General features: G+C 63.6%; 17 protein-coding genes. 4 read left to right on the forward strand and 13 right to left on the reverse strand.

Annotated elements, in window-relative coordinates:
• The first annotated feature begins 80 nt into the window (after window positions 1-80).
• Both putA and PQ467_RS22085 read left to right on the forward strand, forming a co-directional pair.
• Entirely contained in the window at window positions 81-3,572 is a 3,492-nt protein-coding gene (gene putA, locus PQ467_RS22080; protein WP_274176625.1) for a bifunctional proline dehydrogenase/L-glutamate gamma-semialdehyde dehydrogenase PutA, read from the forward strand.
• Between the two features lie 69 nt (window positions 3,573-3,641).
• Window positions 3,642-4,517: an ADP-polyphosphate phosphotransferase gene (locus PQ467_RS22085; protein ID WP_274176626.1), complete on the forward strand. Its 876-nt coding sequence runs from the start codon at window positions 3,642-3,644 to the stop codon at window positions 4,515-4,517.
• Between the two features lie 21 nt (window positions 4,518-4,538).
• On the opposite strand, the gene PQ467_RS22090 is transcribed toward PQ467_RS22085, so the two are convergent.
• The 7 genes from PQ467_RS22090 to PQ467_RS22120 form a co-directional block, all read right to left on the reverse strand.
• Complete coding sequence (locus PQ467_RS22090) at window positions 4,539-4,943, reverse strand: GlcG/HbpS family heme-binding protein (RefSeq protein WP_274176627.1); 405 nt, start codon at window positions 4,941-4,943, stop codon at window positions 4,539-4,541.
• A 119-nt stretch (window positions 4,944-5,062) separates the two neighbouring features.
• A complete protein-coding gene (locus PQ467_RS22095; protein WP_274176628.1) occupies window positions 5,063-7,798 on the reverse strand; it encodes a TonB-dependent receptor plug domain-containing protein in 2,736 nt (911 codons plus the stop codon).
• Between the two features lie 294 nt (window positions 7,799-8,092).
• Window positions 8,093-10,072, reverse strand: a complete 1,980-nt coding sequence (locus PQ467_RS22100; protein WP_274176629.1) for an alpha/beta hydrolase domain-containing protein — start codon at window positions 10,070-10,072, stop codon at window positions 8,093-8,095.
• A gap of 4 nt (window positions 10,073-10,076) precedes the next feature.
• Window positions 10,077-10,391: an AtuA-related protein gene (locus PQ467_RS22105; RefSeq protein ID WP_274176630.1), complete on the reverse strand. Its 315-nt coding sequence runs from the start codon at window positions 10,389-10,391 to the stop codon at window positions 10,077-10,079.
• Between the two features lies 1 nt (window position 10,392).
• Window positions 10,393-11,730, reverse strand: a complete 1,338-nt coding sequence (locus tag PQ467_RS22110) for an acyclic terpene utilization AtuA family protein (RefSeq protein ID WP_274176631.1) — start codon at window positions 11,728-11,730, stop codon at window positions 10,393-10,395.
• The gene (locus PQ467_RS22115) at window positions 11,727-12,998 is read right to left on the reverse strand and encodes a CitMHS family transporter (protein WP_274176632.1); all 1,272 of its coding nucleotides are present in this window, start codon (window positions 12,996-12,998) and stop codon (window positions 11,727-11,729) included. Before PQ467_RS22115 ends, PQ467_RS22110 begins: the two co-directional genes overlap by 4 nt.
• Window positions 12,999-13,071: 73 nt before the next feature.
• On the reverse strand, window positions 13,072-13,989 hold the full coding sequence (locus PQ467_RS22120; protein WP_274176633.1) for a LysR family transcriptional regulator: 918 nt from the start codon (window positions 13,987-13,989) through the stop codon (window positions 13,072-13,074).
• Between the two features lie 193 nt (window positions 13,990-14,182).
• On the opposite strand from PQ467_RS22120, the gene PQ467_RS22125 reads away from it, so the two are divergent.
• Complete coding sequence (locus PQ467_RS22125; RefSeq protein WP_274176634.1) at window positions 14,183-16,420, forward strand: TonB-dependent receptor; 2,238 nt, start codon at window positions 14,183-14,185, stop codon at window positions 16,418-16,420.
• A gap of 50 nt (window positions 16,421-16,470) precedes the next feature.
• On the opposite strand, the gene PQ467_RS22130 is transcribed toward PQ467_RS22125, so the two are convergent.
• Window positions 16,471-16,887: a MarR family winged helix-turn-helix transcriptional regulator gene (locus PQ467_RS22130; RefSeq protein ID WP_274176635.1), complete on the reverse strand. Its 417-nt coding sequence runs from the start codon at window positions 16,885-16,887 to the stop codon at window positions 16,471-16,473.
• 117 nt (window positions 16,888-17,004) lie between these two features.
• On the opposite strand from PQ467_RS22130, the gene PQ467_RS22135 reads away from it, so the two are divergent.
• On the forward strand, window positions 17,005-18,762 hold the full coding sequence (locus PQ467_RS22135; protein WP_274176636.1) for a tannase/feruloyl esterase family alpha/beta hydrolase: 1,758 nt from the start codon (window positions 17,005-17,007) through the stop codon (window positions 18,760-18,762).
• On the opposite strand, the gene PQ467_RS22140 is transcribed toward PQ467_RS22135, so the two are convergent.
• The 5 genes from PQ467_RS22140 to PQ467_RS22160 form a co-directional block, all read right to left on the reverse strand.
• Window positions 18,749-19,834 carry a pectinesterase family protein gene (locus PQ467_RS22140; protein ID WP_274176637.1) on the reverse strand — a complete coding sequence of 362 codons (1,086 nt, stop codon included), beginning with the start codon at window positions 19,832-19,834 and terminating at the stop codon, window positions 18,749-18,751. The two genes, PQ467_RS22135 and PQ467_RS22140, sit on opposite strands and share 14 nt — an antisense overlap.
• An 11-nt stretch (window positions 19,835-19,845) precedes the next feature.
• On the reverse strand, window positions 19,846-20,778 hold the full coding sequence (locus tag PQ467_RS22145) for an alpha/beta hydrolase (protein ID WP_274176638.1): 933 nt from the start codon (window positions 20,776-20,778) through the stop codon (window positions 19,846-19,848).
• 129 nt (window positions 20,779-20,907) lie between these two features.
• Window positions 20,908-23,946, reverse strand: a complete 3,039-nt coding sequence (locus PQ467_RS22150; protein WP_274176639.1) for a TonB-dependent receptor — start codon at window positions 23,944-23,946, stop codon at window positions 20,908-20,910.
• 103 nt (window positions 23,947-24,049) lie between these two features.
• The gene (locus PQ467_RS22155) at window positions 24,050-24,997 is read right to left on the reverse strand and encodes a FecR family protein (protein ID WP_274176641.1); all 948 of its coding nucleotides are present in this window, start codon (window positions 24,995-24,997) and stop codon (window positions 24,050-24,052) included.
• Window positions 24,994-25,590, reverse strand: a complete 597-nt coding sequence (locus PQ467_RS22160; protein ID WP_274176642.1) for an RNA polymerase sigma factor — start codon at window positions 25,588-25,590, stop codon at window positions 24,994-24,996. Before PQ467_RS22160 ends, PQ467_RS22155 begins: the two co-directional genes overlap by 4 nt.
• Window positions 25,591-25,608: the final 18 nt, after the last annotated feature.

Below are 25,608 nucleotides of genomic sequence, written 5' to 3' on the forward strand. Positions count from 1 at the left end.
TATGATAGGCTGCTTTGGTCGAAACGCCTAGACGCGATGCGATAGGTTTGCCCCGTCCACCCCATGACGGAAATGCGCCGATGACCGATGCTCCCTTTGCCCATTTCGCTCCTGCCCTTGCCGCCCCCTCGCCCCTGCGCCGCGCCATAACGCAGGCCGCGCGCCGGGCCGAACCCAATTGCATCGCCGATCTGATCGAGGCCGCCACCGCGCCCGAGGCCATGCGAGGCACGATTGCCGAGACGGCGCGCTCGCTGGTCATCGCCCTGCGCGCCAAGGGACAGCGCGGGGGCGTTGAAAGTCTGGTCAAGGAATATGCGCTTTCCAGCCAGGAGGGCGTGGCGCTGATGTGTCTGGCCGAGGCGCTGCTGCGCATTCCCGACAATGCCACGCGCGACGCGCTGATCCGCGACAAGATCGCGCGCGGCGACTGGCAGGCCCATCTGGGCGCGGGGCGCAAATTGTTCGTCAATGCCGCCACTTGGGGCCTGATTGTCACCGGGCGGCTGGTGGGGGCCAACAGCGACGGCTCGCTGGGCGCGGCGCTGACGCGGCTGATCGCGCGGGCGGGCGAGCCGCTGATCCGGCGCGGGGTCGATATGGCGATGGAATTGATGGGCGAGCAATTCGTCACCGGCGAGACCATCGAGGAGGCCCTGAAACGCGCCCGCCGTCTGGAGGCGCAGGGCTTTGCCTACAGCTATGACATGCTGGGCGAGGCGGCGACCACGGCGGAAGATGCGGAACGCTATTGGCGCGATTATGAAAACGCGCTCCACGCCATCGGCAAGGCGGCGGCAGGACGCGGTCCCTATGCCGGGCCGGGCATCTCGATCAAGCTTTCGGCGCTCCACCCCCGCTATGCCCGCGCCCAGCAAGGCCGGGTGATGGACGAACTGTTGCCCCGCGTCCGGGCGCTGGCGGTGCTGGCGCGTGAGTATGACATTGGCCTCAACATCGACGCCGAGGAGGCTGAGAGGCTGGAAATCAGTCTCGACATTCTCGAAGCCCTCGCGCTTGATTCGGCGCTGGCGGGCTGGAACGGGCTGGGCTTTGTGGTGCAGGCTTATGGCAAACGCTGCCCAAAGGTGATCGACTGGATCATTGATCTGGCGCGGCGTTCCGAACGGCGGATCATGGTCCGGCTGGTCAAGGGCGCCTATTGGGACAGCGAGATCAAGAAGGCGCAGGTTGACGGCATGGCCGATTTCCCGGTCTTTACCCGCAAGGTCCACACTGACGTGTCCTATATCGCCTGCGCGCGGCGGTTGCTGGAGGCGCGCGATGCGGTGTTCCCCCAATTCGCCACCCATAATGCCCAGACTTTGGCCACGATCTACCATCTGGCCGGGCCGGATTTCGCGCCGGGCGATTGGGAATTCCAATGCCTGCACGGCATGGGCGAGCCGCTGTATGAAGAGGTGGTGGGCGCGGGCAAATTGAACCGCCCCTGCCGGATCTATGCGCCGGTGGGCACGCATGAGACCCTGCTGGCCTATCTGGTGCGGCGCCTGCTGGAAAATGGCGCCAATTCCTCCTTCGTCCACCGCATCTGGGAGGAGAGCCTGAGCCCGCAGGATCTGGCGCAGGCTCCGGCGGATGAGGCACGCAGCATCCAGCCCTTCGGCGCCCCCCATCCGGTGGTCACCCTGCCCGCGCATCTCTATGGGCAAAGGCGCAATTCCTCCGGCCTCGATCTAGCCGACGAAAGCGTGCTGGCCGCGCTCTCACGGGATTTGCAGGCCAGCGCGGCCCAGACATGGCAGGCTGCGCCGATGATCCCCGGCCTGTCCGTCATCCGCCCGCCGCAGGAAATTCGCAATCCCGCCGACCGCCGCGATCGTGTGGGGCGCGTCAGCCTGACGCTGGAGCGCGATGTGGGGCTGGCCTTTGCCAAGGCGGCGCGGGCGGCGGCGGGCTGGCGCGAAACGCCGCCTGCGCAAAGGGCCGCGATGCTGGAACGCGCCGCCGACCTGCTGGAGGGGCAGATGGGCGTCCTTATCGGTCTTATCATCCGCGAGGCGGGGAAATCTCCGGGTAATGCCGTGGCCGAAATCCGCGAGGCGGTCGATTTCCTGCGCTATTATGCCGATCAGGCGCGCAAGACCCTGAACGAGGCCCATACGCCCATCGGCCCGGTGGTGTGCATTTCGCCATGGAATTTCCCGCTGGCAATCTTTGTCGGCCAAATCGCTGCCGCGCTGGCTGCGGGCAATCCGGTGCTGGCCAAACCGGCCGAGGAAACCCCGCTGATCGCCGCACAGGCGGTGTCGATCCTGCATCAGGCGGGGGTGCCGGAGGAGGTGCTGCAATACCTGCCCGGCGCGGGCGAGATTGGCGCGGCGCTGGTGGCCCACCCTGATGTTGCGGGCGCGCTGTTCACCGGGTCGACGCAAGTGGCCAAGCACATCCAGCGCGAATTGGCGCGCCATGACGGGCCGCCTGCGGTGCTGGTCGCGGAAACGGGCGGACAGAATGCGATGATCGTCGATTCCTCCGCACTGGCCGAGCAGGTGACGGGCGATGTCCTGTCCTCGGCCTTTGACAGCGCGGGGCAGCGCTGCTCGGCGCTGCGCATCCTGTGCCTTCAGGAGGATATTGCGACAAGACAATTGGCGATGCTGAAGGGGGCCTTGGGCGAATTGCGGGTCGGCAACCCGGATCGCCTCTCCACCGACATCGGCCCGGTCATCACCGAGGAAGCCTGCGGGACCATTGCCGCCCATATCGAGCGTATGCGCGCATCGGGATGCCCGGTCTGGCAGGCGCCCTTGGGCGAGGAAACCGGCCATGGCAGTTTCATCGCCCCCACGATCATCGAAATCGAAAGCATCGATCAAATCGGCGGCGAGGTGTTCGGCCCGGTCCTCCACGTCCTGCGCTATGCGCGCGAGGATCTGGGCGCGGTGGTCAACGCGATCAATGCCACGGGCTATGGCCTGACCTTCGGGCTGCATACGCGGCTGGACGAAACCATCGCCGAAGTGACGGGGGCGGTTGCAGCGGGCAACATCTATGTCAACCGCAACACGATCGGCGCGGTGGTGGGGGTGCAGCCCTTTGGCGGGCGCGGCCTGTCGGGCACCGGGCCCAAGGCGGGCGGTCCGCTCTATCTGGGGCGGTTGGTGCGGGACAGGCCCGCGCTGGATCTGCCCCTCGATTGGACGGGCGAATTGCCGGGGCCGGTGGGAGAGCGCAACCTGTATCGCCTGCATCCGCGCGGGCGCGTGCTGGCGGCGGCACACAGCCGATCGGGCATGGCGGCGCAGATGGAGGCGGCCCGCTCGGCAGGCAACGACGTGGACCTGCTCTGGCTGGGCGAAGGGGCCGCGCCAAAGGGCGCGATAGCATCCCTGCCCGCGATCAATGCCTATGGCGCGATCCTGATCGAGCCGGGGCCGCAAGTCCATGACCTGATGCAGCAGATCGCGGCGATGGACGGGCCGATCCCGCTGGTCCAGCAGGCCGATGGCCAAGGGCATTATCGCCCCGACTGGCTGGTCGAGGAGCAGACGATCTCGATCAACACCACGGCGGCCGGGGGCAATGCCGCGCTGATGGCACAGGTGTGATGATGGCCCTTTCGCCCCGCGTCTTGCAGGCGCATAAAGGTCCATCATAGCAGCGAAAGAGCCAAGCGCATGGAAATCGACCTGAAAACCTATCGCATTCCCGAAGGCAAAAACGTCGATCTGAAAAAGCGCAAGACGCATGTCGCGCCCGTCTATGAATCCAAGGAGGATTACGAGGCGATCCTGGCCGCCCATGTCGCGCGCCTCTCCGATCTGCAACAGCGCCATTATGCCGCCAATGCCCATGGCCTGCTGATCATCTTTCAGGCGATGGATGCGGCGGGCAAGGATGGGGTCATCCGCCATGTCATGTCGGGCGTGGGGCCGCAGGGTTGCGCCGTATTCGCCTTTAAGCGCCCCAGCGACAGCGAATTGCAGCATGATTTCCTGTGGCGCGCGGAAGGCAAATTGCCTGGGCGCGGCGAGATCGCGATCTTTAACCGGTCCTATTACGAGAGCGTTCTGGTGGTGAAGGTTCACGCCAAGAGCCTCAAGGCCGAAATCGGACCCGATGGCAAAGCGGGCCAACAGCTCTGGGATGACCGCTATCGCTCGATCCGCGATTTCGAGCGGCATCTGCATGTCAACGGCACGCGCATCGTCAAGATTTTCCTCCACGTTTCCAAGGAGGAGCAGCGGCGGCGCTTTCTGGCCCGCATTGACGAGCCGCACAAGAACTGGAAATTGACGCCCGCCGATATTGAGGAGCGCAAGTTCTGGAAAGACTATCGCCGCGCCTATGAGGCCTGCATCAAGGAAACCAGCACCAAGGAGGCGCCGTGGCATGTCGTGCCCGCCGATGACAAGGAAAACGCCCGGCTGATCGTCTCGCAGATCGTGCTTGATGCGCTGGAAGGGCTGCGCCCCGAATTTCCCGAAGTTTCGCTGGAGCAGCGCGGACAGTTGCAGGCCATCCGCACGCAATTGCTGGCCGAGGGGGAATAGGCCCCCCGGCCAGCGCGATTATCACAGGATCGCGGCAATCCCGGCGCGCGCGATCTGGACATCCTGCTCCGATTTGACGCCCGACACGCCCACCGCGCCGACGAAATCGCCATCGACCACAATCGGCACGCCGCCTTCGAGCATCGCCTGCAAGGCCGGGGCCGTCAGCATGGAAACACGGCCGTTGAGGATCAGATCTTCATAAACCTTGCTCTCGCGGCGGCCCATGATCGAAGTCACCGCCTTGGCCGGGGCCATATGCGCGGTGCTGGCCGAAGCGCCGTCGAGGCGGATCTGCCCCAGCAGATGCCCGCCATCATCGACCACCGCAATCGACACCGCCCAGCCATTGGCCAGAGCTTCGGCCTCGGCGGCGGCCAGGATCGCCTTGACATCGGCGGTTTCAAGAGTGTGCTTGGTCTTCATGGGAAGGTATCCGTTTCTGGTGTTGCGGCGGAGCGCTTAGCACAGCACGGCCGATGCGCCAGAGACGAAAACGGGCGCGGAATTGCTTCCGCGCCCGCCGCTCGATCATCGGATGGGGATCAGAACTTCGCCCCGACCCTTGCATAAATCTGGCGCCCGAAGGGGTCCGAGATCGAAGGAAGATAGCCGTTGAACTTGGCAAAACCGGGGGCGGTGTCAAACGCGTTGATCATGCCCGCGGTCAAGCTGAAGCGATCGTCCTCGCCAAAGCTCTTGGTATATTGCACGTCAAACACCGAGAAAGCCTTGATCCGGTCGGTGGGCGCGGTGCCAAGGTTCAGCCCGTAATCGTCCAGCACGCCCGACGTATAGCGCCATGTGATCGACAGATCATGCGTGCCATAGGCAAAGTCGGCGCCCGCCACGCTGCGCCAGCGGGGCGCGGCCGAGGCCGAACCGGGCGACTGGTTGAAGGCATTGCGATAGCCGATGCCGTCATAGACCGTGCTGCCCGTATCAATGTCATACTTGAGCAGATAGGTCACCGCATCGCGCAGCGTCACCTGAACCGGGCCGACATTGAAGCCATATTGCGCGGCAACGTCGATGCCCGACGTCTTGGTGCCGCTGGCCGCGTTAAAGCTGGTGACGTTGATGGTCTGGGCCGAACCGGTCGTCGTGTCGCGGATCACCGCGCTCGAATTGGGGTTGGCGCTGATCACCGCCTGCGCGCCCTGGGTCTGGATCTGGTTGTTATACTTGAACTGCCAGAAATCGACCGACAGGCGCATCTTGGGCACCGGCAGGAAGGTCGCGCCAAAGTTGAACACATCCGCCGTCTGGGGCTTCAGGTTCGGGTTGCCATAGGTGGCAATGGTGCGGAAGGTGGTGGTGCCGTCCTTGGGATCGGTGATATTGCCCACGCCGGTGCTGATCAGAGCGTTCGAGCTGTTGGCAATCGCAGGGGCCTGGAACGCGCGGCTGAGCGAACCGCGCAGCGAGACCTGCGGCAGCACGCGCCAGTTGACCGCCAGCTTGGGCGCGGTGGAGTTGAAACCGCCGTAATCTTCATAACGCGCCGCCGCATTGACGTTCAGCCCGTCGATCACCTCGTAATTGGCCTCGACAAAGGCGCTCTTTACATTGCGCGTATAGGAATAGTTGCGAGCCGGGCCAATAAAGCCGCCAAAGCCCGACAGCAGCAGGTCCGAATAGATTCCGCGCGACTTTTCCTTGCGCGCCTGAACGCCCACGGCCACGTCGAGGCTATGCCCGTTGATCGTCACCAGCGAGCCGTTGGCCACAGCCTCACCCACGAAATACTCGTTTTTATAGTCCGAAAATTCGTCGGTCTGCAGGTTATAGAGCAGCGCGGGATCCTGCTTGGCATTGTCGGCCTGAAGCGGGCTGTACCACAGGCAATTGCCCGCGCCCGCCACCGCGCCCGAACCAGCGCCGTTGAAGCGGATGTTGCAATTGGGCCCGCCATAACCGTTCAGCGCGGCCTGGAACAGGTTCATGTCGGTGTCTTTATCACGCGCAATCGTATGGCTGGCCGAATAGGTGGCCGAGACCGCATATTTCCAATCGTTGAACAGCTTGCCCCGCGCGCCCAGCACATAGTGCTGCTGGTCCACGGTGTCGCGCATCACGCGATACTGATAGGTGCCGCCAAAACCCTGCGCGCCGATCGCGCGGCCAAGGAAGCCGGCAGTCACGCCAAAGGGATTATAGGGGTTGTTGGCGGGCATCAGCGGCGGGGTCGCGCCATTATGCGTCTGGGCATAGGAGGGCACGCCATAGCGGCTGGAATCCTGATGGTAGTAGCTCAGCTCGGCATAGATTGTGTGGCCCGGCGCGACGTCAAAGGTCGTGTCATTGTGGATGTTCAGGCTCTTCGACTGGGGCCGGATCGGGTTTTGCGCCTGATAGGAATAGGCGCAATTGCCAAGGCCAAACGTCGCGCCGCCGGTGGGCAGATAGACGCTCGACGTGCCGGGCGCGCCGCAATTGGGGTCCACCACGGTCAAGGTGCCGTTGGCGGCCTTGTTGGCGTCATACAGGGCGGTGTAATTGTTGCCGTTGATGATGACATTGCCGCCGCTGCTGGTCTGCGGGCGGCCATAAAGGACGAAGCGGCCCGGATAGCCGGTGGTCGATGCGTTGAAGAAATTGGTTACCGCGCGGTCGCCGTTTTGCAGGTTGTCCTGAAAACGATAGCTGGCCGAAAACACGCTGTGGATGCGGTCATTGCCAAGGCCGACCATCGCCTGAACATTCCACGCCGGGCTTTTGTCCATGCTGATAAATTGGGCCGACATTTTAACGCCGGTAAACTTGGTGTTGGTGATGAGGTTGAACACACCCGCCACCGCATCCGCGCCATAGGTGGACGAGGCACCATCCAGCACCGTTTCCACCCGGTTGACCGCGATGTCAGGCGTCAGCGAGTTCAAGTTGACATAGCCGTCGCCCGCCTGCGGCGTCACGCGGCGCCCGTTGAGCAGCACCAGCGTCGCGCCCGAGCCCAGCCCGCGCAGGTTGGCCGAACGCGTGTCGCGCGTGTCCGCCCCGCCCTTTTGCAGATCCTGCATGCCGCCCGTCGAGCCGACATTCTGCGGGATAAAGCGCGTCAGATCGCCGATCGAGGCCACGCCGGTCTTTTCCAGCGCCTTGCTGTCCACCGAAACGATGGGCGAGGCGCGATCTTCCTGACGCACATTGCCCAGATACGAGCCGGTGACGATGATTTCCTGCGGCTTGGTTTCGGGCGCGGTCTGCGCCATCGCGGGCGCGCCCGTCAATGCCAGGCCGGACAGCCCGCCCAGCAACAGCGCTCTAGTCGAAGAATGCATCAATTCGCCCTCCCTGCACACCGCGCCGAACGGGGCCAGCGTGCAATCGGGCACAGGCAAACGCGCCGAAAACAGCGCGCTCCCATTCCTTTTTGACAGCCTCTTGGTCCCTGATCCCCGTCGGCGGGGTTGTCCAATTTGTGGGTTTGACCATGGCGAAATTGGTTCAAGAACGGAAATACAATATTCTGATTGATTGATGCGTTTGAGTTATTGAATAGGGCAAAACCCCAAGAAAAAAGCCACCGCGCAAGGATTGCGCGATGGCCTGCATTTTCCATATTGGCAAAAAACTCAGTCGGTCAGCACCTTGCTCGCCTCTGCCTGCGCGATCAGCTTTTGCGCGTCGGCATCCAGCAGCCACCCGGCCGCCTGCTGCCGCGCCACCGCCTTGCGCACGGCCTCCACAAAACCGGCATGATCGTGATAGCGCTCCTCCAGCGAGAGGCGCGGATCGTGCTTGGCCAATCGCTCCGCCTTGGTCCGCGCAAAGGGGATGAAGCCACCGGCAAAGCCGCAGCCGCCGCCCGCCTCATAGCCATTTGCCTTGACGTTCCAGCCCAGATGCGTGCCCAGCGGCACCTGCAGCGCCACCGCCGGAACGCCCGAGGTTTCATTGCCATCGCCATTCACCCGCGGCACCCGCTGCGGCAAGGCGCCCAGCACGCGCGGAGGCTGCTTGCCGATCACGCCGCTGGTGTCATGGGTTTTATACCCCGGCCCGAAATCATAGTTGAGCAGCGAATTGAGCTTGCCATCGGGCACCGGCGCGCCGGGAATGGCGGGCCAGCCCATCGCCTTGGCCGTGGCCGTCACCAGATCGCCGCCCTTCAGCGTGGGATAGCGGCTGGGCAGAGGCGACTTGCCCTCCTTCACCCATGCCACCAGCATCATCTGCGCCGCGCGCAGGCTCTCCATCGAGGAAACCGCATTACCCGGCAGCACGCATCCCTGCGGCGTGGGATCGCCGCCGGTGGGGAAACCACCGCTCCACGATCCGCCATGGGTGGTGCTGGGGAAATAATAGCGGCGAACCTCGGGCGGCAGGGGCAGATCGGCGCGCCCATCCGTGCCGATCAGGCCGGGCGACATGCGCAGACCCCAGAATTCGGCCGATCCGAAAGTTTCCACCACCTTGGGGCAGGTGTTGCTGGCATGGCAGCGGTCGAGGAGGCTCGACACGCCACGCCCACGCGCCTTGTCATTATAACGCTTCCACCACAGCGTCCCCTCGCTGCCCGGTTCAAACAGGCCCGCCGCCCCGCCCGGCACGCCAAAGCGCAGGTTGAGCGGCACCTGACGCGCGGCAATATTGGGGTTCACCCCGTCAAACACGCGCCGTCCGGACTCATCGGCATTAAAGCCCAGATGGACGAAGGTGCGGACATAATTGCCCGACTGCGAGGTCCCGCTGGCGATCGCATAAGCGATCTTGCCCGCCGGATTGGGGTGGCCCGCATCGTCCTTGTCGGCGTGGCGCAAAAAGGCCACCAGATCGCGCGTCGCGGCAAAGCCAAGGCCCAGCACCAGCGGATCCTTGCCCTCATAGGCCAGCGTATAGGCGAATTTGGGATCGAACCCGCCGCGCAGGCAGATCCGCGCCGGGTCCGGCGTGCCGGGGAAAGGCGCCGTCCGGCAATCGGCAAAGGCCCAGTCCGAGGGCTTGATGGTTTCGAGCGGCGCACTGTCACCTTTCAGCCGCATAAGCCGCGCCTTGGTGGTATCCAACGACACCGGCAATGGGCGGGGCGTCGGGCGGCCGATGCTGCCGGTGATCGGCAGGCTGGTGACGCCCGCAGGCATATCGACAAAGCGCGCCAGCACCGGCCCGGTCAATCCCTTGGCCACCGGTACGCGGATGGTCTGCAAACCGGCATCCTCGGGCAAATCACCCTGCCAGCCCGACACCACGCGGACAAAACCCATCGGATCGGGATCGCGCAGGATATTGCCGCGATTGGGCACATCATAAAACAGCGTATCGCTGCCCGCCAGGGGCCGCGTGATGGCAAAGGTCGCCGAATATTCGACCATGCCGCGCGCATTGCGGGGAGCGGCGGCAATATCGGTGATGATGGTGTTGTGCTTGTCTGTGGGATCGACCTCGCCATGGAAACGCCCGCTGATCGTTTCATAGCCCGGCTTGTCAGGGACAGTCTTTGCCACTTCGATCCGGGTCAGGCGCGCATCGGCAGCGTGCGACATCAAGATCGTCGCGCCCAAAAGCGCGTAACGCAGAGCGCCGAAAGGCGCATGACGCAGAGTCTTCATCATCGGATCACTCCGGCAAAAGGGGAAGATCGAGCAATTGCGCGCCCAGCGTCTTGCCATGCGCGTCGAGCGAAAGAGAGCGGGTAACGCCGCCTTGCAGCGCCCCCTCCAGCACCAGATTGACCGCAGCCAGCGCGGGCAGTTCATAGCGCCGGATCAGCCGGGGCGAGAGGCCCGGCAAATGGGCAGCCAACCGTTCCGGCGTCACAGCGGCCAGCAAACGGAGATAGTCCGCTTCGCGCAGGGCAAAGACGGCGATTTGCGAAATGTCGCCTTTGTCTCCCGTACGCACATGGGCGATGTCACGCAGAATTCCGGCCATATCAGGCAATCTCCAGATGAACGCGGGGCGCAACCAGTTCGCGCGCGATCAGCGTCGAGGCTACCGCCAGCACCTTGCGCACCGACCGCGTGACCCCGCCGCCGCCCATCGGGCCGTTGGTGTAAAGGGCCTCGACCTCGGCGCCGATCATGGTCGCGCTTTCGGCGCAGGGCGTGCGGGCGGAAATGCGAACCCGGACCTCTGCCGGATCGCCACCCGCGCCGCGCCGGTCCACAGCATCCACCCCGATCAGGTCGCAGCGCAATTCGTCAACCTGCGCCCCGATGATCCGCAAGCGTTCGCGGATGATCTCGATGGCCAAACGCCCGCGCGCCGCCGCGCCCGGCCCGGCATAAGAAATCTGCCCTTCGCCCATATAGCCGTCGTGATAGGCGATCGAAACTTTGAGCTTATCGGGCGCGGGCGCGCCCATGCCGCCCGACACGCGCACCTGATCCGGCCCGGCCTGTTCGATACGTACATGGCGGAAATCGGCGCTGACATCGGCCTGCAGATAGGCGGCGGGGTCGAGGATTTCGTAAAGCAATTGCTCCTTGACCGTGGCCGTGTCGATCCGCCCCCCGCTCTGCGCCAATTTGCCCAGCATAGCGCTGCCGTCGCGCGCCACATCGGCATAGGGAAAGCCGAGGCGGGCCAGACCGGGCACATCCTTGATCCCCGGATCGGCGAAATAGCCACCGCATAACTGGCCTGCGCATTCCAGCAGATGGCCGATCATCGTGCCCGCCCCCAGCATCGCGTAATCGTCAAACGACCAGCCCAACTCATGCACCAGCGGCCCCAGAAACAGCGCCGGATCGCAGACCCGCCCGGTGATGACCGTATCGGCGCCTTGGCTCAACGCCATGACGATGCCCTGCGCGCCAAGATAGGCGTTGGCCGAGACGATGGCATCGCCCAGATCGCGGCTGGTGCCCGGTCGGTCGATCAGCGGATAATCGCCCGCCAGCACCAGATCGAGCACATCATCGCCCGTCACCGCCGCCGTACGATAGCCCGACAGGCCCAGTTCGCGGGCGATTTCCGTCACCTTGCGCGCCGCGCCCAAAGTGTTGGCCGCGCCCATGTTCGTCACGATCCGCACCCCGCGCGGCGCGGCCAGCGGCAGAGCGCGGCGCATCCTTGTTTCCAGCAGGGGATCGAAACCGGCCTGCGGATCGGCGGCGCGGGCGGCCTGGGCCAGACCGATCGTGCGTTCGGCAAGGCATTCAAAGGCGAGGTAATCAAGTCCGCCATGCTCGATCAGATCGAGCGCGGGTTCGATGCGATCCCCCGAAAATCCGGCGCCGGCGCCAATGCGCAAGGTCGAACGGGTCACAGGCTGAAAACTCCCAAAACAAGCGCGGCGGCCGTCATCACCAGCGAGGCGGCGAACAGCCATGGAATGGCAAAGCGTTGATGTGCGGCCAGTTCGACCCCCGAAAGGCCCGCGACAAGGAATGTGGCAGGGGTCAGCGGGCTGACCGGAAAGCCGGTGGTCATCTGGCCCAGCAGGGCGGCCTGCGCGACCTGCACCGGGGGCAGGCCGAAGTGCGCGGCGACCTCGGCCAGCACGGGCAGGACGCCGAAATAGAAACTGTCGGGGTCGAAAATCAGGCTGAGCGGCATGGACAGCACCGCCACCACCGGGGGCAGATGCGGCCCCAGCGCGGCGGGCATATGACCGGCGGCAGCGCTCGCCACGGCCTTGATCATCCCGCTCTCGTTCATGATGCCGGTGAACACACCCGCCGCCATCAGCACGCCCACCATCTGCAGCGCGGCGCCCGCGTGGGATTCGATCCGCTCACGCTGGAGCGCGGGGGCGGGAAAGTTGAGCAGCAGCACCAGCGCCGTGCCGATCATGAACACCACCACCGGCTCGACCCGCCCCGAGACCATGACGCCCACCACGATGAGCGCCAACAGACAGTTGATCCAGAAAAAGCGGGGCAATGGCGCACGATCAACCGGGGCAGAAGCACGCGTGGGCGTCAGGCCAAGGCGGCGCTCTTCACGCAGGCCCAGCCACCATGCGACGGCAAAGACAAAGGCGAGGCCCACCAACTGCACCCCGATCATCGGCGTAAAAATCGTGGAGACCGGCAGTTTCAGCGCCGATCCCGCCCGGATTGTCGGCCCGGTCCACGGCAGGAAATTGACCCCCGCCGCCATCGAGGCCGTGCAGGCCAGCACGCGCCGGTCCATGCCCAATTCGTCATACAAAGGCCGCAGCGCCGGGATCGTAATCAGAAAGCACACCGCCCCCGACCCGTCGAGATGGATCACCAGCGCCAGCAGGGCGGTGCCCACCGTGATGCGCTTGGGATCCTTGCCCACGGCGCGCAGCACGCCCGAAACCAGAGGCTTCAAAACGCCCGCATCGCCCAGCAGGCCGAAAAACAGGATGGCAAAGACAAACATGCCCGCCACCGGCGCGATCCGCGTGATGCCCGCGATCATATAGGCGGGGATATGCGCGCCCGCGCCGATCGCCAGAGCGCCGAGCACCGGCGCCAGAATCAGCGCAACCAGAGGCGAGACTCGCTGCGACAGGATCGCGGCCAACAGGCCCAGAATGGTGGCCACAGCCACGGTTTCAAGCATGATCCTCTCGCCCCTCGATATTTATGCCGCGCCACCATGCCGCAATTGTATTGATGCAACAATTCGACTTATTCTATCCTTCTATAATTTTGGCGCATGGATGGCAGGCGCTCATCGCATCAAGAAAGGCCTGGGCGGCGGGCGAGAGCGTGCGCCCAACCATGCGCGAGATGCCGATCCATCGCGAGGCCAGCGGCGGCTGCATCGGGCGCCAGGCAATTTCGGCATTGTTGGCCAGCAAGGGCAGCGTCGATTGCGGCAGCAGCGAAATGCCCAGCCCCGCCGCGATCAGCCCCCCGACCGTGGCCAATTGCGAACATTCGAACAAGACCGGCGTGACAATATCGGCGCGGGCAAAGGCAGCGTCGGTCAACATGCGCACGCTGCTGCGCGGCTCCATGCCGATAAAGGGCATATCGCGAAACACCGACCATGGCGCGGGATCGGGAATCACGCCCGCATCGCGCGCATGGCACACCAGCACGCAGGCATCCTCCAGCATCGGCGTAAACTCGATCTCGGCCTGCGCATTGGGTTCGATGGAAATGGCAAAGTCGATCATCCGGTCCTGCAAGCTTTGATACAGGCCCGATGTCAGGTTTTCGCGCAGGATGATCTCGACATGGGGGTGGCTCTGGCGAAAATGGGCAATGACGCGGGGCAGCAGATTGGCCGCCACCGAGGGCAAGGCGCCGACCACCACGCGGCCCCTCTGTCCTTCAAAGGTCTGCTTCAATTCACGAAACGCCTGATCGAAATCGCCGGTCAGGCGCTCGACCGTGGGCAGGAGCGCCGCGCCCGCGCTGGACAGGCGGACATTGCGCGAATTGCGGTCGAACAGGCGAACGCCCAGATCCTCCTCCAGCAGCTTGATCGTCCGGCTGAGCGCGGGCTGCGAGAGATTGGCCATGCGCGCGGTCTCGCTGAAGCTGAGCGAGCGGGCGACCTGGAGGAAGAGGCGGAGGCTGGACAGGCTTGGGGTGCGCGACATGGCTATAAATTATCCCGATCATGTCGTTTTGCCAATGGATCGACCGCGCGCGATGCCGCCACTGTGGCCGCAAGGGCACATTTGTCGCGCGAATGATAGGCTTCAACCTTTGTAGGGCTTGCGGCAAAACTGTAATGTTATAAAACATAACTTACTAGGCGCCGAAGCGCGTCTCGATTCTGGAGAGGGACATATGAAATTCAACCGCGTGGCCCCGTGGCTCGCCTCCGCTTTGCTTGCCACCACCTGTCTGGCCGCTGCGCCCGCCTTTGCGGCCGACCAGCCTGCGGGGGCCGAAAACCCCGACAAGGACATCGTCGTCACCGCCCAGCGCCGCCGCGAAAACGTCCAGAACGTCAACATCGCCGTGACCGCGCTGTCGGGCGATGCGCTGGTGGACAAGAAGATCACCCGCGCGATCGACCTTCAGACCGCCGCCCCCGGCCTGACGATCTCGCGCTCGGGCGTGACGGACTCGTTCAACATTCGCGGTATCGGTCTGGCCTCGGGCTCGCCGCAGGTGACCAATGGCGTGGCCACCTATATTGACGGTGTGTTCCAGCCCCCCATCGTGTCGAACGGCCAGTTTTATGACATGGCCGGCGCCGAAGTGCTGCGCGGCCCGCAGGGCACGCTCTCGGGCGCGAACTCGACCGGCGGCGCGGTTTACCTGACCACGCAGCGCCCCAAGCTGGGCGAAACCAGCGGTTATGTTTCGGCCAATTACGGCAATTTCAACAATGTCGGCGTGAATGGCGCGATCAACCTGCCCTTTGGCGACAAGGTCGCCGTGCGCGCATCGGGCCTGTTCAACCAGCATGACGCATGGTTCAAGGATGTCGGCCCGGCCAACAATCAAGTCGAACGCCTTGCCGAAATCGACGGCCGTATTCAGGCGCTCTACAAGTCGGGCGGTTTTCAGGCCAATGTGAAGGTCGAGGCCACCCAGCGCAAGACCGGCGGCCTGGCCCTGCAGCCGATCAACACCACGGTCGCCAACAACCCCTATGTGGTGGGCCGCACCAATACGCCCTTCACCGTCAGCTATGACACGCCGACCTCGAACTTCGAACGCGCCTTCGCCACCGTGCTGGAAATGAAGTATGAGTTTGACGGCGGGCTGACGCTGCGTTCGGTCTCGGCCTATCAGAACAAGCGCGTTTACCTTGTCAACGACACCGACGGCACCTCGCTCAATCCGAGCAATTCGACGCTGGTCCCGACGGCGGGCGCCAACAATGTGCGTGAACGTGAATACAGCCAGGAAATCAACATCATCTCGCCCGACAGCGGCAAGCTGAAGTATGTTCTGGGCGCCTATGCGCAGCGCAACAAGATCGACCTGCGCAACTGGAATACCGTCAACGGCAACTTCTCCACCCTGCCCCAGCCGATCACCAGCAAGCTGCTGCTGGGCGTGTTCGGTCAGGCGACCTATCAGTTGAATGACAAGCTGTCGGTCGATGCGGGGCTGCGTTATTCGCGTTTCGAGGTGAACGGTGCGGGCGCGGTCTATATCGCCGCGCCGGGCGTGACGCTGGCTCAGGCGCTTTCGACCAGCCCGCCCTTTGTGCGCGCCATTTCGCAGGTCGGCAATGAAAAGGACAGCCGCGCCACCGGCAAGGTCGCCCTCAACTACAAGCCCGACGCCAACAATCTGATCTTCGCCTTTGTGGCGCGCGGATACAAGAATGGCGGCATCAACCCGCCGGGCGGCACCTTTGCCCCCGAAACGGTGATGGATTACGAACTGGGCTGGAAATCCACCCTGTTCAACCGTCATCTGCGCACGCAGCTTGGCGCCTTCTATATGAAGTATAACAACTTCCAGATGGACGTCATCAACCCGGCATCGGGCCAGAGCGGCGTGGTCAACCTTGCCAATTCGGAAATCAAGGGCTTTGAAGCCAGCTTCCAGAGCAAGTTCGACGCCCTGTCGATCGACGGCGGCCTGTCCTATGTCGACAGTTCGATGAGCGCGCTGACCCTGGTGAACAAGTGGGCGATCCCCGCGGGCATCACCTTCCCGCAATGTTCGCCTGCGGGCACGCCGGGCACGGTGGGCTCGGGCTGCTTCAACTATGTCAGCACCTCGACCTCGGGCGGCTCGAACCTCTACAGCCCCAAGTGGACGTGGAATGTGTCGGCCTCCTATCGCATCGAGGCGGGCGATGACATCGCCATTACCCCGCGCATCGGCTATGCCTATGTCGGTTCGCAATGGGCCTATCCCACCTATCAGGCCAGCACCGACCTGATCCCCGCGCGCGGCCTGTGGCAGGGCAGCATCACCATCGACAAGGGCACGTGGAAAGCCGAAGTCTATGGCACCAATCTGGCCAACAAATTCTATGTCGCGGGCCAGAGCGGCAAGAACGAACTCTATGGCGCGCCGCGCGAATATGGCGTGCGCGTGACCAAGAAGTTCTGATCCAGATCCCGCCCCGGCAGGTCACGCGGCCTGCCGGGGCGGGGCATTGCCTATTGCGACCACCACAAGGCGTTCAGCATCGGGACCAGTTCGTCGCGCAGATGCGGCGGCACGGCTTCGTAGATCCGCGCCTCCTGCGCCTCGAATTCCTGGGTGATCCGCTCTGCCAGAGCTTCGCCGCTCTCGCTCAGGTTCAGGCACTGGATTCGCCCCTGCCCCTTGGTGCTGATGATCAGGTTGCGCTCGATAAAGCGGCGGATGATGGGGTTGAGATTGGGTCGCTTGATCGAGAGCAGACGCCCGCATTCGGCCTGCGAAATCCCCGGATTGCGCCCTACCAGCACCAGGATGGAGGCTTCCGATACGCCCACCCCCAACGGTTCGAGATGTTGCGCCAGCTGCGCCATCCGGCTCTTGGAGGCGCGCCTCAGCAAATAGCCGGGATATTTGACGAAAGGATTATCCATCAGGCTCTCCCTGGCGCCTCACGGGCGCCTTTGTACCATTCGATACAAAACCATGCTGGCGCACGCCATGTTATTCTGCATAATTTGCACAACGCATCGCATAAGAGAGGATAGGCCATGAATTTGCCCACCACCCACCATGCCCTTGCAATGGCCATCCTGTTTGCGGCCTCGGGCGGCGTGGCCCATGCGGCCAATAATGCGGCCCCTGATTGCGCGGCTCTGGCCAAGGCGGCGATGCCGGACCGGTCGAGCACCATCACGCTGGCCGCCCTGCGCGAGGCCAGCCCCGCCGAGGCGCGCGGCAATGGGCCGATGCCGCCCGCGCCCGCCATGCCCGCACACTGTGAAATCATCGGCAAGATGCAGGAGCGCAAGGGCGCCAATGGCCAGACCTATGCGATCAAATTCCACCTGCGCCTGCCCACCGAATGGAACGGACGCTTTGTGTTTCAGGGCGGGGGCGGATCGGACGGCATTCTGGGCGACGCCAATGGCGGATTTTCCAGCCAGCCCGGCGTAACGGCGCTGGCCAAGGGCTATGCGGTTGTCTCCTCGGATTCCGGCCATGACAATGCGGTCAACAATGACCCCACCCGCCAAGGTGTGGTGACCTTTGGCCATGACGCCATCGCCCGCCACAATTACGGCTTTGGCTATATCGGCCCGGTGGCCCGCGCGGGCAAGGCGCTAATCCGCGCCTATTATGGCCGCTCGCCCGCCTTCACCTATTTCGTCGGCGGGTCCAAGGGCGGTCAGGAAGCGATGATGGCGGTCCAGCGTTTTCCCGGTGAATTTGACGCTGCGCTGATCGGCTATCCCGGCTTCCATCTGGCCCATGCCTCAATCGCGCAATTGTGGGACGGACAGGCGTTTGGCGCGGTAGCCAAGGCCATGGGGCAGATCGGCGCCGATGGCCTGCCGCTGGTTAACAAGGCGATGAGCGATGGCGACATCCTGCTGGCGCAGGGCGCGATCCTGAATGCCTGCGACGCGCTGGACGGCACGAAGGACGGGATGATCGAGCATTTCACCGCCTGCACCACCGAACGTGTCATGCCCGAAATGATGAAACTCGCCTGCAAGAGCGACAATATGGCCGACAAGACCGATGCCTGCCTCCTGCCGATGCAGATTGCCGCAATTCGCAAGGTCATGGGCGGGCCGCTGACCAAGGATGGCAAGGCGATCTATTCCGATTGGGCGTGGGATGCCGGGATCGGGGCCAAAACCGCGCAGGGCGTGACGCAGGGCTGGCGGATCTGGAAGATGGGCGGCTATGCCTCGGCCACCAACAATGGCGCGCTGCTGCGTCTTGGCGCGCCGTCCAATTCGGCAGTGTTCCGGTCGCCCCCGCTCGATGTGGCCGATGATGTCACCTCGCTTACCCGCTATGCCCTGAGCGCCGATATCGACGAGGCCTATGCCGCCGCCCATGTGAAATGGGGCGCATTGAAGGAAGCGCCGGTCGATTTCATCCATGCCGACGCCACCGACCTGTCGCCCTTTACCCGGCGCGGGGGCAAGATCATTATGTTCCACGGGGTCAGCGATCCGGTGTTCTCGGTGCTCGATACGCTGCGCTGGCTCGATGCGGTGAACAAGCGGGAGAAGGGCAAGGCGGGCCGCTTCGTGCAATTCTATGCGGTGCCGGGCATGAACCACGGGCGCGGCGGTCCGGCCACGGACCGCTTCGACATTTTCTCCCAGCTTGTCGCATGGCGCGAAAAGGGCGTAAAGCCCGGCGCGATCATCGCCACGGCCGGGGCCGACACGCCTTGGCCGGGCCGCGAACGCCTGCTCTGCCCCTTCCCCGCGCGGCCCCATCGCACGGGTGAGGAGATCGAGAAGGCCAGTTCCTTTACTTGCCAGTAAGCGCCCAGCCGGACAGGAATTGCGAGCGGATCCGAGCATAGGTCCGCTCCTCTTTCCATGCGATGGCAACGCCCTTGCCGGTGGCGCCGGGGCCGCTCGACCCAACCTCGCCAAAGCGGGAATCCTGCGGACGGAACACCGTGGCCATGGTGCCGTCGCGCGATGTGCCGTTCATGGTGGCCCAGCGGTCGGGGTGGATATGGCGGTCCATCGTGCAGTCAATATAGAGCGCCATGCCCACCGCCGAGGGATCGGCATAGCGCCCATCGGCAAAGCGCGTGGTGGGATGCCACGGCCGCCCCAGCCCCACCGCGCCATCGGGCACGCCCGCCTCGCGCGTCAGGCGTGAGGCATAGAACACAATCCCCGTAGGCTGCGACAAGGGCGTTGAGGGCGCGGCGACAAAGGATTGAAAACCATCCGGGCCGGGCGGCTGGGCACGGGGGCGGCTGCGGATCTCGCTGTGTTCGATCAGCAATTGGCCGTTGCCGAAGATAAAGTCGATATTGCCCGCGATCAGGCTGTCCTGCACCAGCGCCCGCCCGCCATTGGTAAACACCGTATCCTGATAGCCCAGCATCGCTACCCGGCGCATCAGCACCCGGTCGGCGTGGATATCGAACAGCACGGCGGCGGCCTGCGGATTGCCGATGCGCGCCGGGTCACCATTGGCCAGACGGTCATTGGCCAGATAATCATAGGTGTTTTCGATGGTCAGGCCCTCGACCCTTACCTCGTCGGCATCAATGGTCAGCGTGGCCGAACCGGGCGTGCCCCAGCCGTTGCGGTGATAATCCTTGGCCGTTTGGGCCACCGCGCCGAAATGGATGCGGGTCTTTGCCCTGCCCGCCCCGATCATCGTCAGCCGCGCGCGGTTGATCACCGGCTTTTCGTGATAATCCCCCGGCGCAATGCGGATGGTGATCCAGCGCTCGCTTTTGTCACGCGCGGCCGCCTCCAGCGCGGATTGGATGCGCGTATAACACGGCGCGGGCGTCGCCGCGCAGGCGGGACGCACATCATAAACCGTCGGCGTGGCCAGCAGAGCGGAGAGCAGCAGCGGTGCAAGCATCAGCAGGTCTTTCAGCGTTGGGGCAGCGATTGCAGAAAAGCGGCGATTTGGTCGGCGGTGGTGGTCAGGTACGGATCGAAGAACCAGATATCATGCGGCGCCTTGGCAAAGGCGTACCAGCGGGCGGGGATCTTGTGGCGCGCCAGTTCGGCCAGCACCTTGTCCTTGCCCGCCGTAAACCGCGGATTGCCGCTGCTGATGATCAGCGTGGGCGGGGAATGCGGGCCGACATGCGAGGCCGCGCCTGCCTCGCGCCAGCGGTCGGGGATCTGTTCAAACGATCCGCCCAGCCATTTGGCCGCCGACGATCCGGCTCTGGCGGCATTTTCATATTTCAGCGCCTCCGGCGTGGTGAAATCGAGCACACCGTCCATGTCGATCAGCGCATGGGGGCGGCCCCCCGCCCCAAACATCTCATCGCCATAGGCCACCAGCGAGGCCAGTTGCCCGCCCGATGATGCCCCGCCCAGCGCGATACGGTCAGGGCTGACCCCATAGTCGCGCGCATGATCCTGCGCCCAGACCATGGCGTCATGAATATCCTGCGCCCCCGCCGGATAGGGCGCCTCGGGCGACAGGCGGTATTGCGGGATAAACACGGTATACCCGCGCTGGGCCAGCAGATTGGCAAGCGGATAGAAATGACTGCGCCCGCCCGAACGCCATGCGCCGCCATGCACCAGTACGATGCCGACACCGCGCGCATGGGCCGGGCGAAAAATGTCGATCAGCAGATCGCGCTCGCCCATGGTCTTGTAAACCCGGTCGGGGAGGATCTGCTCTCCGGCCTGCGGGCGGATCGCGGGCCATGTGATGCCGGGATATTGCGCGCCATATTGGGCAAAGCGGCGGGCGATGCTGTAGCTTTCATCCACTTCATGCGCCTGAGCCGGGGCGCAGAGCGCGATCAAGGCCAGCAGAAGGAAACCGGTGTCAAAACGCAAGAGATGTCTCCCGATGCCCCGATGAAAGCGGGGGCCGCCAGTGCAACGCGCACCCGCGGCCCCCTTTTATGCCCGGATGTGGGAGTTTTTGGGAGTCACATCCGGACACAATTTTTACAAACCAAACGATCAGAACTGATAACGAGCGCCCACAAACCACTGCGCACCGGTTTTGGTGTATTCGCGGGGCAGAATCTGCGTCCCATCACCGGTGTCGTAGATGCGCTCCTTCTCATTGGTGATGTTGATGCCCTGAATATTCAGGCTCAAACGCTTGGTGAGGTTGTAATAGGCCGAGAAATCCACCTGGGTCGGACCATACTTGCGTTCCTGCAGATTGCCGTTCCCGGCGGGCTGGCTGAGCAGGTAATCGTCACGCTTGTTGATCGACACGCGCACCCCAAGTTTACCGGTGTCATAATAGCCGGTGAAATTGTACGAATTGGGCGAAAGGCCCGTCGAATCCCGCGCCGAAACATAGGTATAGTTCGAGGCAATGCCGAAATAGGACATCCAGCCCTTGAGGAAGGTGAAAGGCACGTTGAGCGTGGCCTCCAGCCCCTTGACGCTGTTGCCGCCCGGCGCGTTGACGGCGGTGGCAAAGGTATAGGGCACCTTGGCCGGATCGGCCTGATAGGAGGGGCTGTAGCGCGGATCGGCATAGATCGCGGCCCAGAATTCCTGGGGCACCATCTTGGACACCACCGAATTGGTGAGCGAGGTGACAATATCCTTCTTGAACGCGCCCAGCGCGATCAGGCCGCCCTTGCCGAAGTAATATTCGACATTAAGGTCGAAATCGTTCGATTGATAGGGTTTGAGATCCGGATTGCCCAGATTGCCCACCGTGCGCGTGGTGTATTCAAACACCGGGCTGGAAATCGTCAGCGAGGACAGACCCGGCCGCGTCATCGAACGGGCATAGGAAAACCGCGCCAGCAGGTCTGGCGTGATATTGAGCACCAGATTGGCCGCAGGCAGGAAATTGCCATAGGAACGCTCGACCTGCACCGGGGCGCCCGAAATGATCGCCCGCGAAATCAGGTTGGTGCGCACATAACGCGCGCCCGCATTGGCGCGCAGGGTCATGCCGCCAATGTCGAATTCGCCATTGACCTCGCCATAGGCGCCCATGGTCTTTTCAATGACGGTCCAATCGGCCGATGTGTTGTCGACATAATTGGGCGAAATCAGCCCGGAGCGGGCGATGGCATCAAAATTCATCACTGCAAAAGTGGGCAGACCGCCCGCCACAACGCCATCGCCAAAATGCGGGATCGGAAATGCCTGCATATAGGAGGACGGCGCAAAGCTGGGCAGATCGCCCTGCGCCTCGCCATAGCGCACCATGCGGCGGTTGAAGACCGCACCGACCTTGGCGTTGAACTTGTTGTCCGTGTAGGTCAGGTTGGCCTTGGCGGTGAAATTGTCCTTCACCACATTGTTGAGCCGGTTCGCCGCCGTCAACGCATTGATATAATTCGCGGTATTATTGGGGTCATAGCTGCCGTAGGAAACCTTGGCGACATTGGGATTGGCGGTGAAGTCATAGGAATAGAAATGCGGGCTGGAACGGGCATAAAAGCGCAATTCGCTGCGATCCGCCGCATCGCGCGCCGTGCCCGCCATCGCGTCAAGCTTCAACTTGTCGGAAAAGCGATAGTCGCCCGAGAGCACATATTGCTGGAATTTGGACAGCGAGGTCTGATGGCGGCTTTCATACCATGAGGTCACATCGTTGAACGAGGCGGCGATCAACTGCTTGCCATCGGGCGCAACGGTAAAGGACAGCGGCGTCTGGCCCACGAAATTGCCCGCCGGACCATGAGTCAGCAGCCATTCCATCGAGTTGTAGCTGTAACGATCATTGTCGAGCTGCGAATAGAGCACGTCAAAGCTGATCAGCATCCGGTCGGTCGGTTTGAATTGCAACGAACCCGTGACGCCCAGACGCTTCTGGTTGTTGCCAAAGAAATCGGCGCGCGGCAGACGCGGCGCCCAGAGACAATCGGTCGCCTTGGCCGCACCGCAAGGGGCGGGCGTGCCGGTTACGGTGGGGTTGCTGTTGGCCCAGCTGTCGCCGTTGATATAGGGCGATGTCCAGAGCACGCTGGAATAGCCCTCCTGATAGACGGTTCGCTTGGAATAGGCGGCCGAGACCAGAACCCCGATCCGATCATCGGCAAAGGTGTCCGACACCATCACCGTCAGGCGCGGATCAACCTTGCGGGTCATCGAATTGTAACCGCCCTGCCCGCTGGCGACAAAGTGGAAACCCTTGAAATCGAAAGGCTTGGCTGAATAGAGATCGACCGTACCGGCAATCCCGCCCTCCTCGATGGAGGCGCGCTGGGTCTTGTTCACATCGATGCGGTTGAACAACTCGGAGGCAAAGACATGGAAATCAAAGGCACGGCCCGCGTTCAGCGTGAAGCCGCCAGAATCCAGCCCGTCCGAACTGGCAGGCACTTCCATGCCGTTCAAGGTGGTGCGGGTGAAATCGGGCGAGAAACCGCGCAGGGTGATGTTGCGCCCCTCGCCGCCCTCGCGGGTGATGGCAACGCCGGGCAGACGCTGGATCGATTCCGACAGGTTGAGATCGGGCATCTTGGCCATATCCTCGGCCACGATGCTCTCGGTCAGGTTCACCGCCGAACGCTTGATGTCCTGCGCCTTCATCAGGGTGCGGCGAAAGCCCTTGACGATAATGTCGGAGGCGGGCGCCTCATCGGGTGCGGACAAAGGCTCGGCCGCCGCCGGGGCGGCATCGCTCAGCGCGGCTCGCTCGCCCGTCATCAGCGCCGGGCCGGGGCGCACCGTCACCGCGCGCACAGGCTGGAGCGCCGGGGCAGGCGCACGCATGGTGATGGCAAAGGAATGCGGCCCGATCTGCTGGGCCACCAATCCGGTGCCCGCCAGCATGCGGCCCAACGCTTCCTCAACCGTCATATCGCCGCGCACCGCATTGGTGCGCACGCTCTGCGTGAATTTGCGGGGCGCGATGATCTGGACATCCCCCTGATGCCCCAGCGCGCCGATCGCCGTGGTGGCCGATTGCGCTTCAATGGCAAACTGGCGCGTCTGGCCCGCGGCATGGGCGGGCATCGCGGCCACAACCACCATCGCGCTCGACGCAAGAAAAACTCCACGCATAGTGGAATGCATCATCAATCCCTCCCGAATATCCCGCCTGTATGGCTTGCTTTTGTCAGCAGCCTTAAAGAGACATGGCGAACAAAAATCCTTCGCCTGAAAATTCATTCTCCGTTCATTATTTTGATTTCATCAATCGGATCACGCGTGGATCGCTCTCATCAATCCCCACATTCAAACTGGTCTTGACCGCTTCGGCAAAACCTTGCGGGTCATTGATGCGGAACAGGCCATCAAACTGTTCATCGGCCACCGCCGGGTCGGCGATGATGATCTGGCGCTGGTTATAGCGGTTGAACTCATCGGCCGCCTCGCTCAGGCTGGTGCCGTTGAGGTCGATCATTCCGCTGCGCCATGCCAACGAGCGGTCCACCGCCGAGGCCCGGTCGCTTTCATGATGAACCACCGCCGTATCGCTCAGCAAGGCTCGCTCGCCCGCGACCAGGCGCAGGCGCAGGCTCTCATCCTCCTCAGACCAGCTTTCCACCACGCCCTCGGTCACCAGCACTTCAACCCCGGTCTCGCGCCGCCGTACCGAAAAGGCGGTGCCCACCGCGCGGGCGCGCACCTTGCCCGCCGCCACGGTAAAGGGGCGAGCGGCGTCCTTGGCCACATCGAACCATGCCTCGCCCTGCGCGATCTCGATCTCGCGGCTGCTGCGCGCCATGCGCACGGTCAGTTCCGAGCCCGAATTGATCGTCATCACGCTGCCGTCGGCCAGAGGCACGCGGCGGATCTCGCCCACGCGCGTGGCAAAACTGCTGCGCGCATCCAGCCAGCGCCCCGCACCCACCACCGCCGCAACACTGGCCGCCATCGCCCCCAGAAACCCGCGCCGCCGCCAGAAAGCAGGGGCCGCAGGGGCTTCTTCCGAAACCTCCTCCTGAGCCGCCGGGGTGGCCGCCACCCATGCCGCATGGACCTGAAGCAGCAGCCCCTCGCGCCCCGCCCCGCCGTCCAGCCAGAGCTGCAACTCGGCCTCATCGGCCTCGCTCCAGTTCTCGCCATCCATGCGCGCGACAAAACGGGCGGCCATATCGCGGTCGTGCTCGGTGGCCGGTTTCATCGCCCGCCTCCCGCGCTGCGTTCGGCCTGATCCATGCGCTGCGCGCTCTGCGCCTCGGCATTGGCCCATGCGGCGCGGATGGCGCGCACGCCCACCCAGACCTGCTTTTCCACCGCCTTCTCGCTCATCCCCAGATGGGCCGCGATATCCTTTTGCGACCAACCCTCGATCTTGCGCAATTCGACCACGCGGCGGCATCGCTCGGGCAATCCGGCAATGATCGCCATCACCCGCTGGCATGTGATCCGGCTGCCCGCCTCATCTTCTGGCGAAACCGACATTTCATCGCGCCAGTTCTCGATCTCGCCGATGGCGTCGAGCGCGACCACCTGCGCCCGCTTGATCCGGCGCAGCATCATGTGGCGCAAACTGGCCATGAAATAGGCGCGCGGCGCGGTGATATGGTCCACGCTGGGCAAGGAAACGATCTGGCAATAGGCTTCCTGCATAAGCTCATCAATATCCTCTGCCGACACCCGCGCACGGGCCAGCCAGGCGCGCATACCGGCCTCATGCGGCACGATTTCGCGCGCCATCCATGCGGCCAGCATGCGCCTGCGCGCCAATGCGTTGATCACCTCGCCCTGCGTCACACCCTCCCCCTTTGGCCG

The sequence above is a fragment of the Novosphingobium sp. KACC 22771 genome, from assembly GCF_028736195.1.
Lineage (GTDB): Bacteria > Pseudomonadota > Alphaproteobacteria > Sphingomonadales > Sphingomonadaceae > Novosphingobium.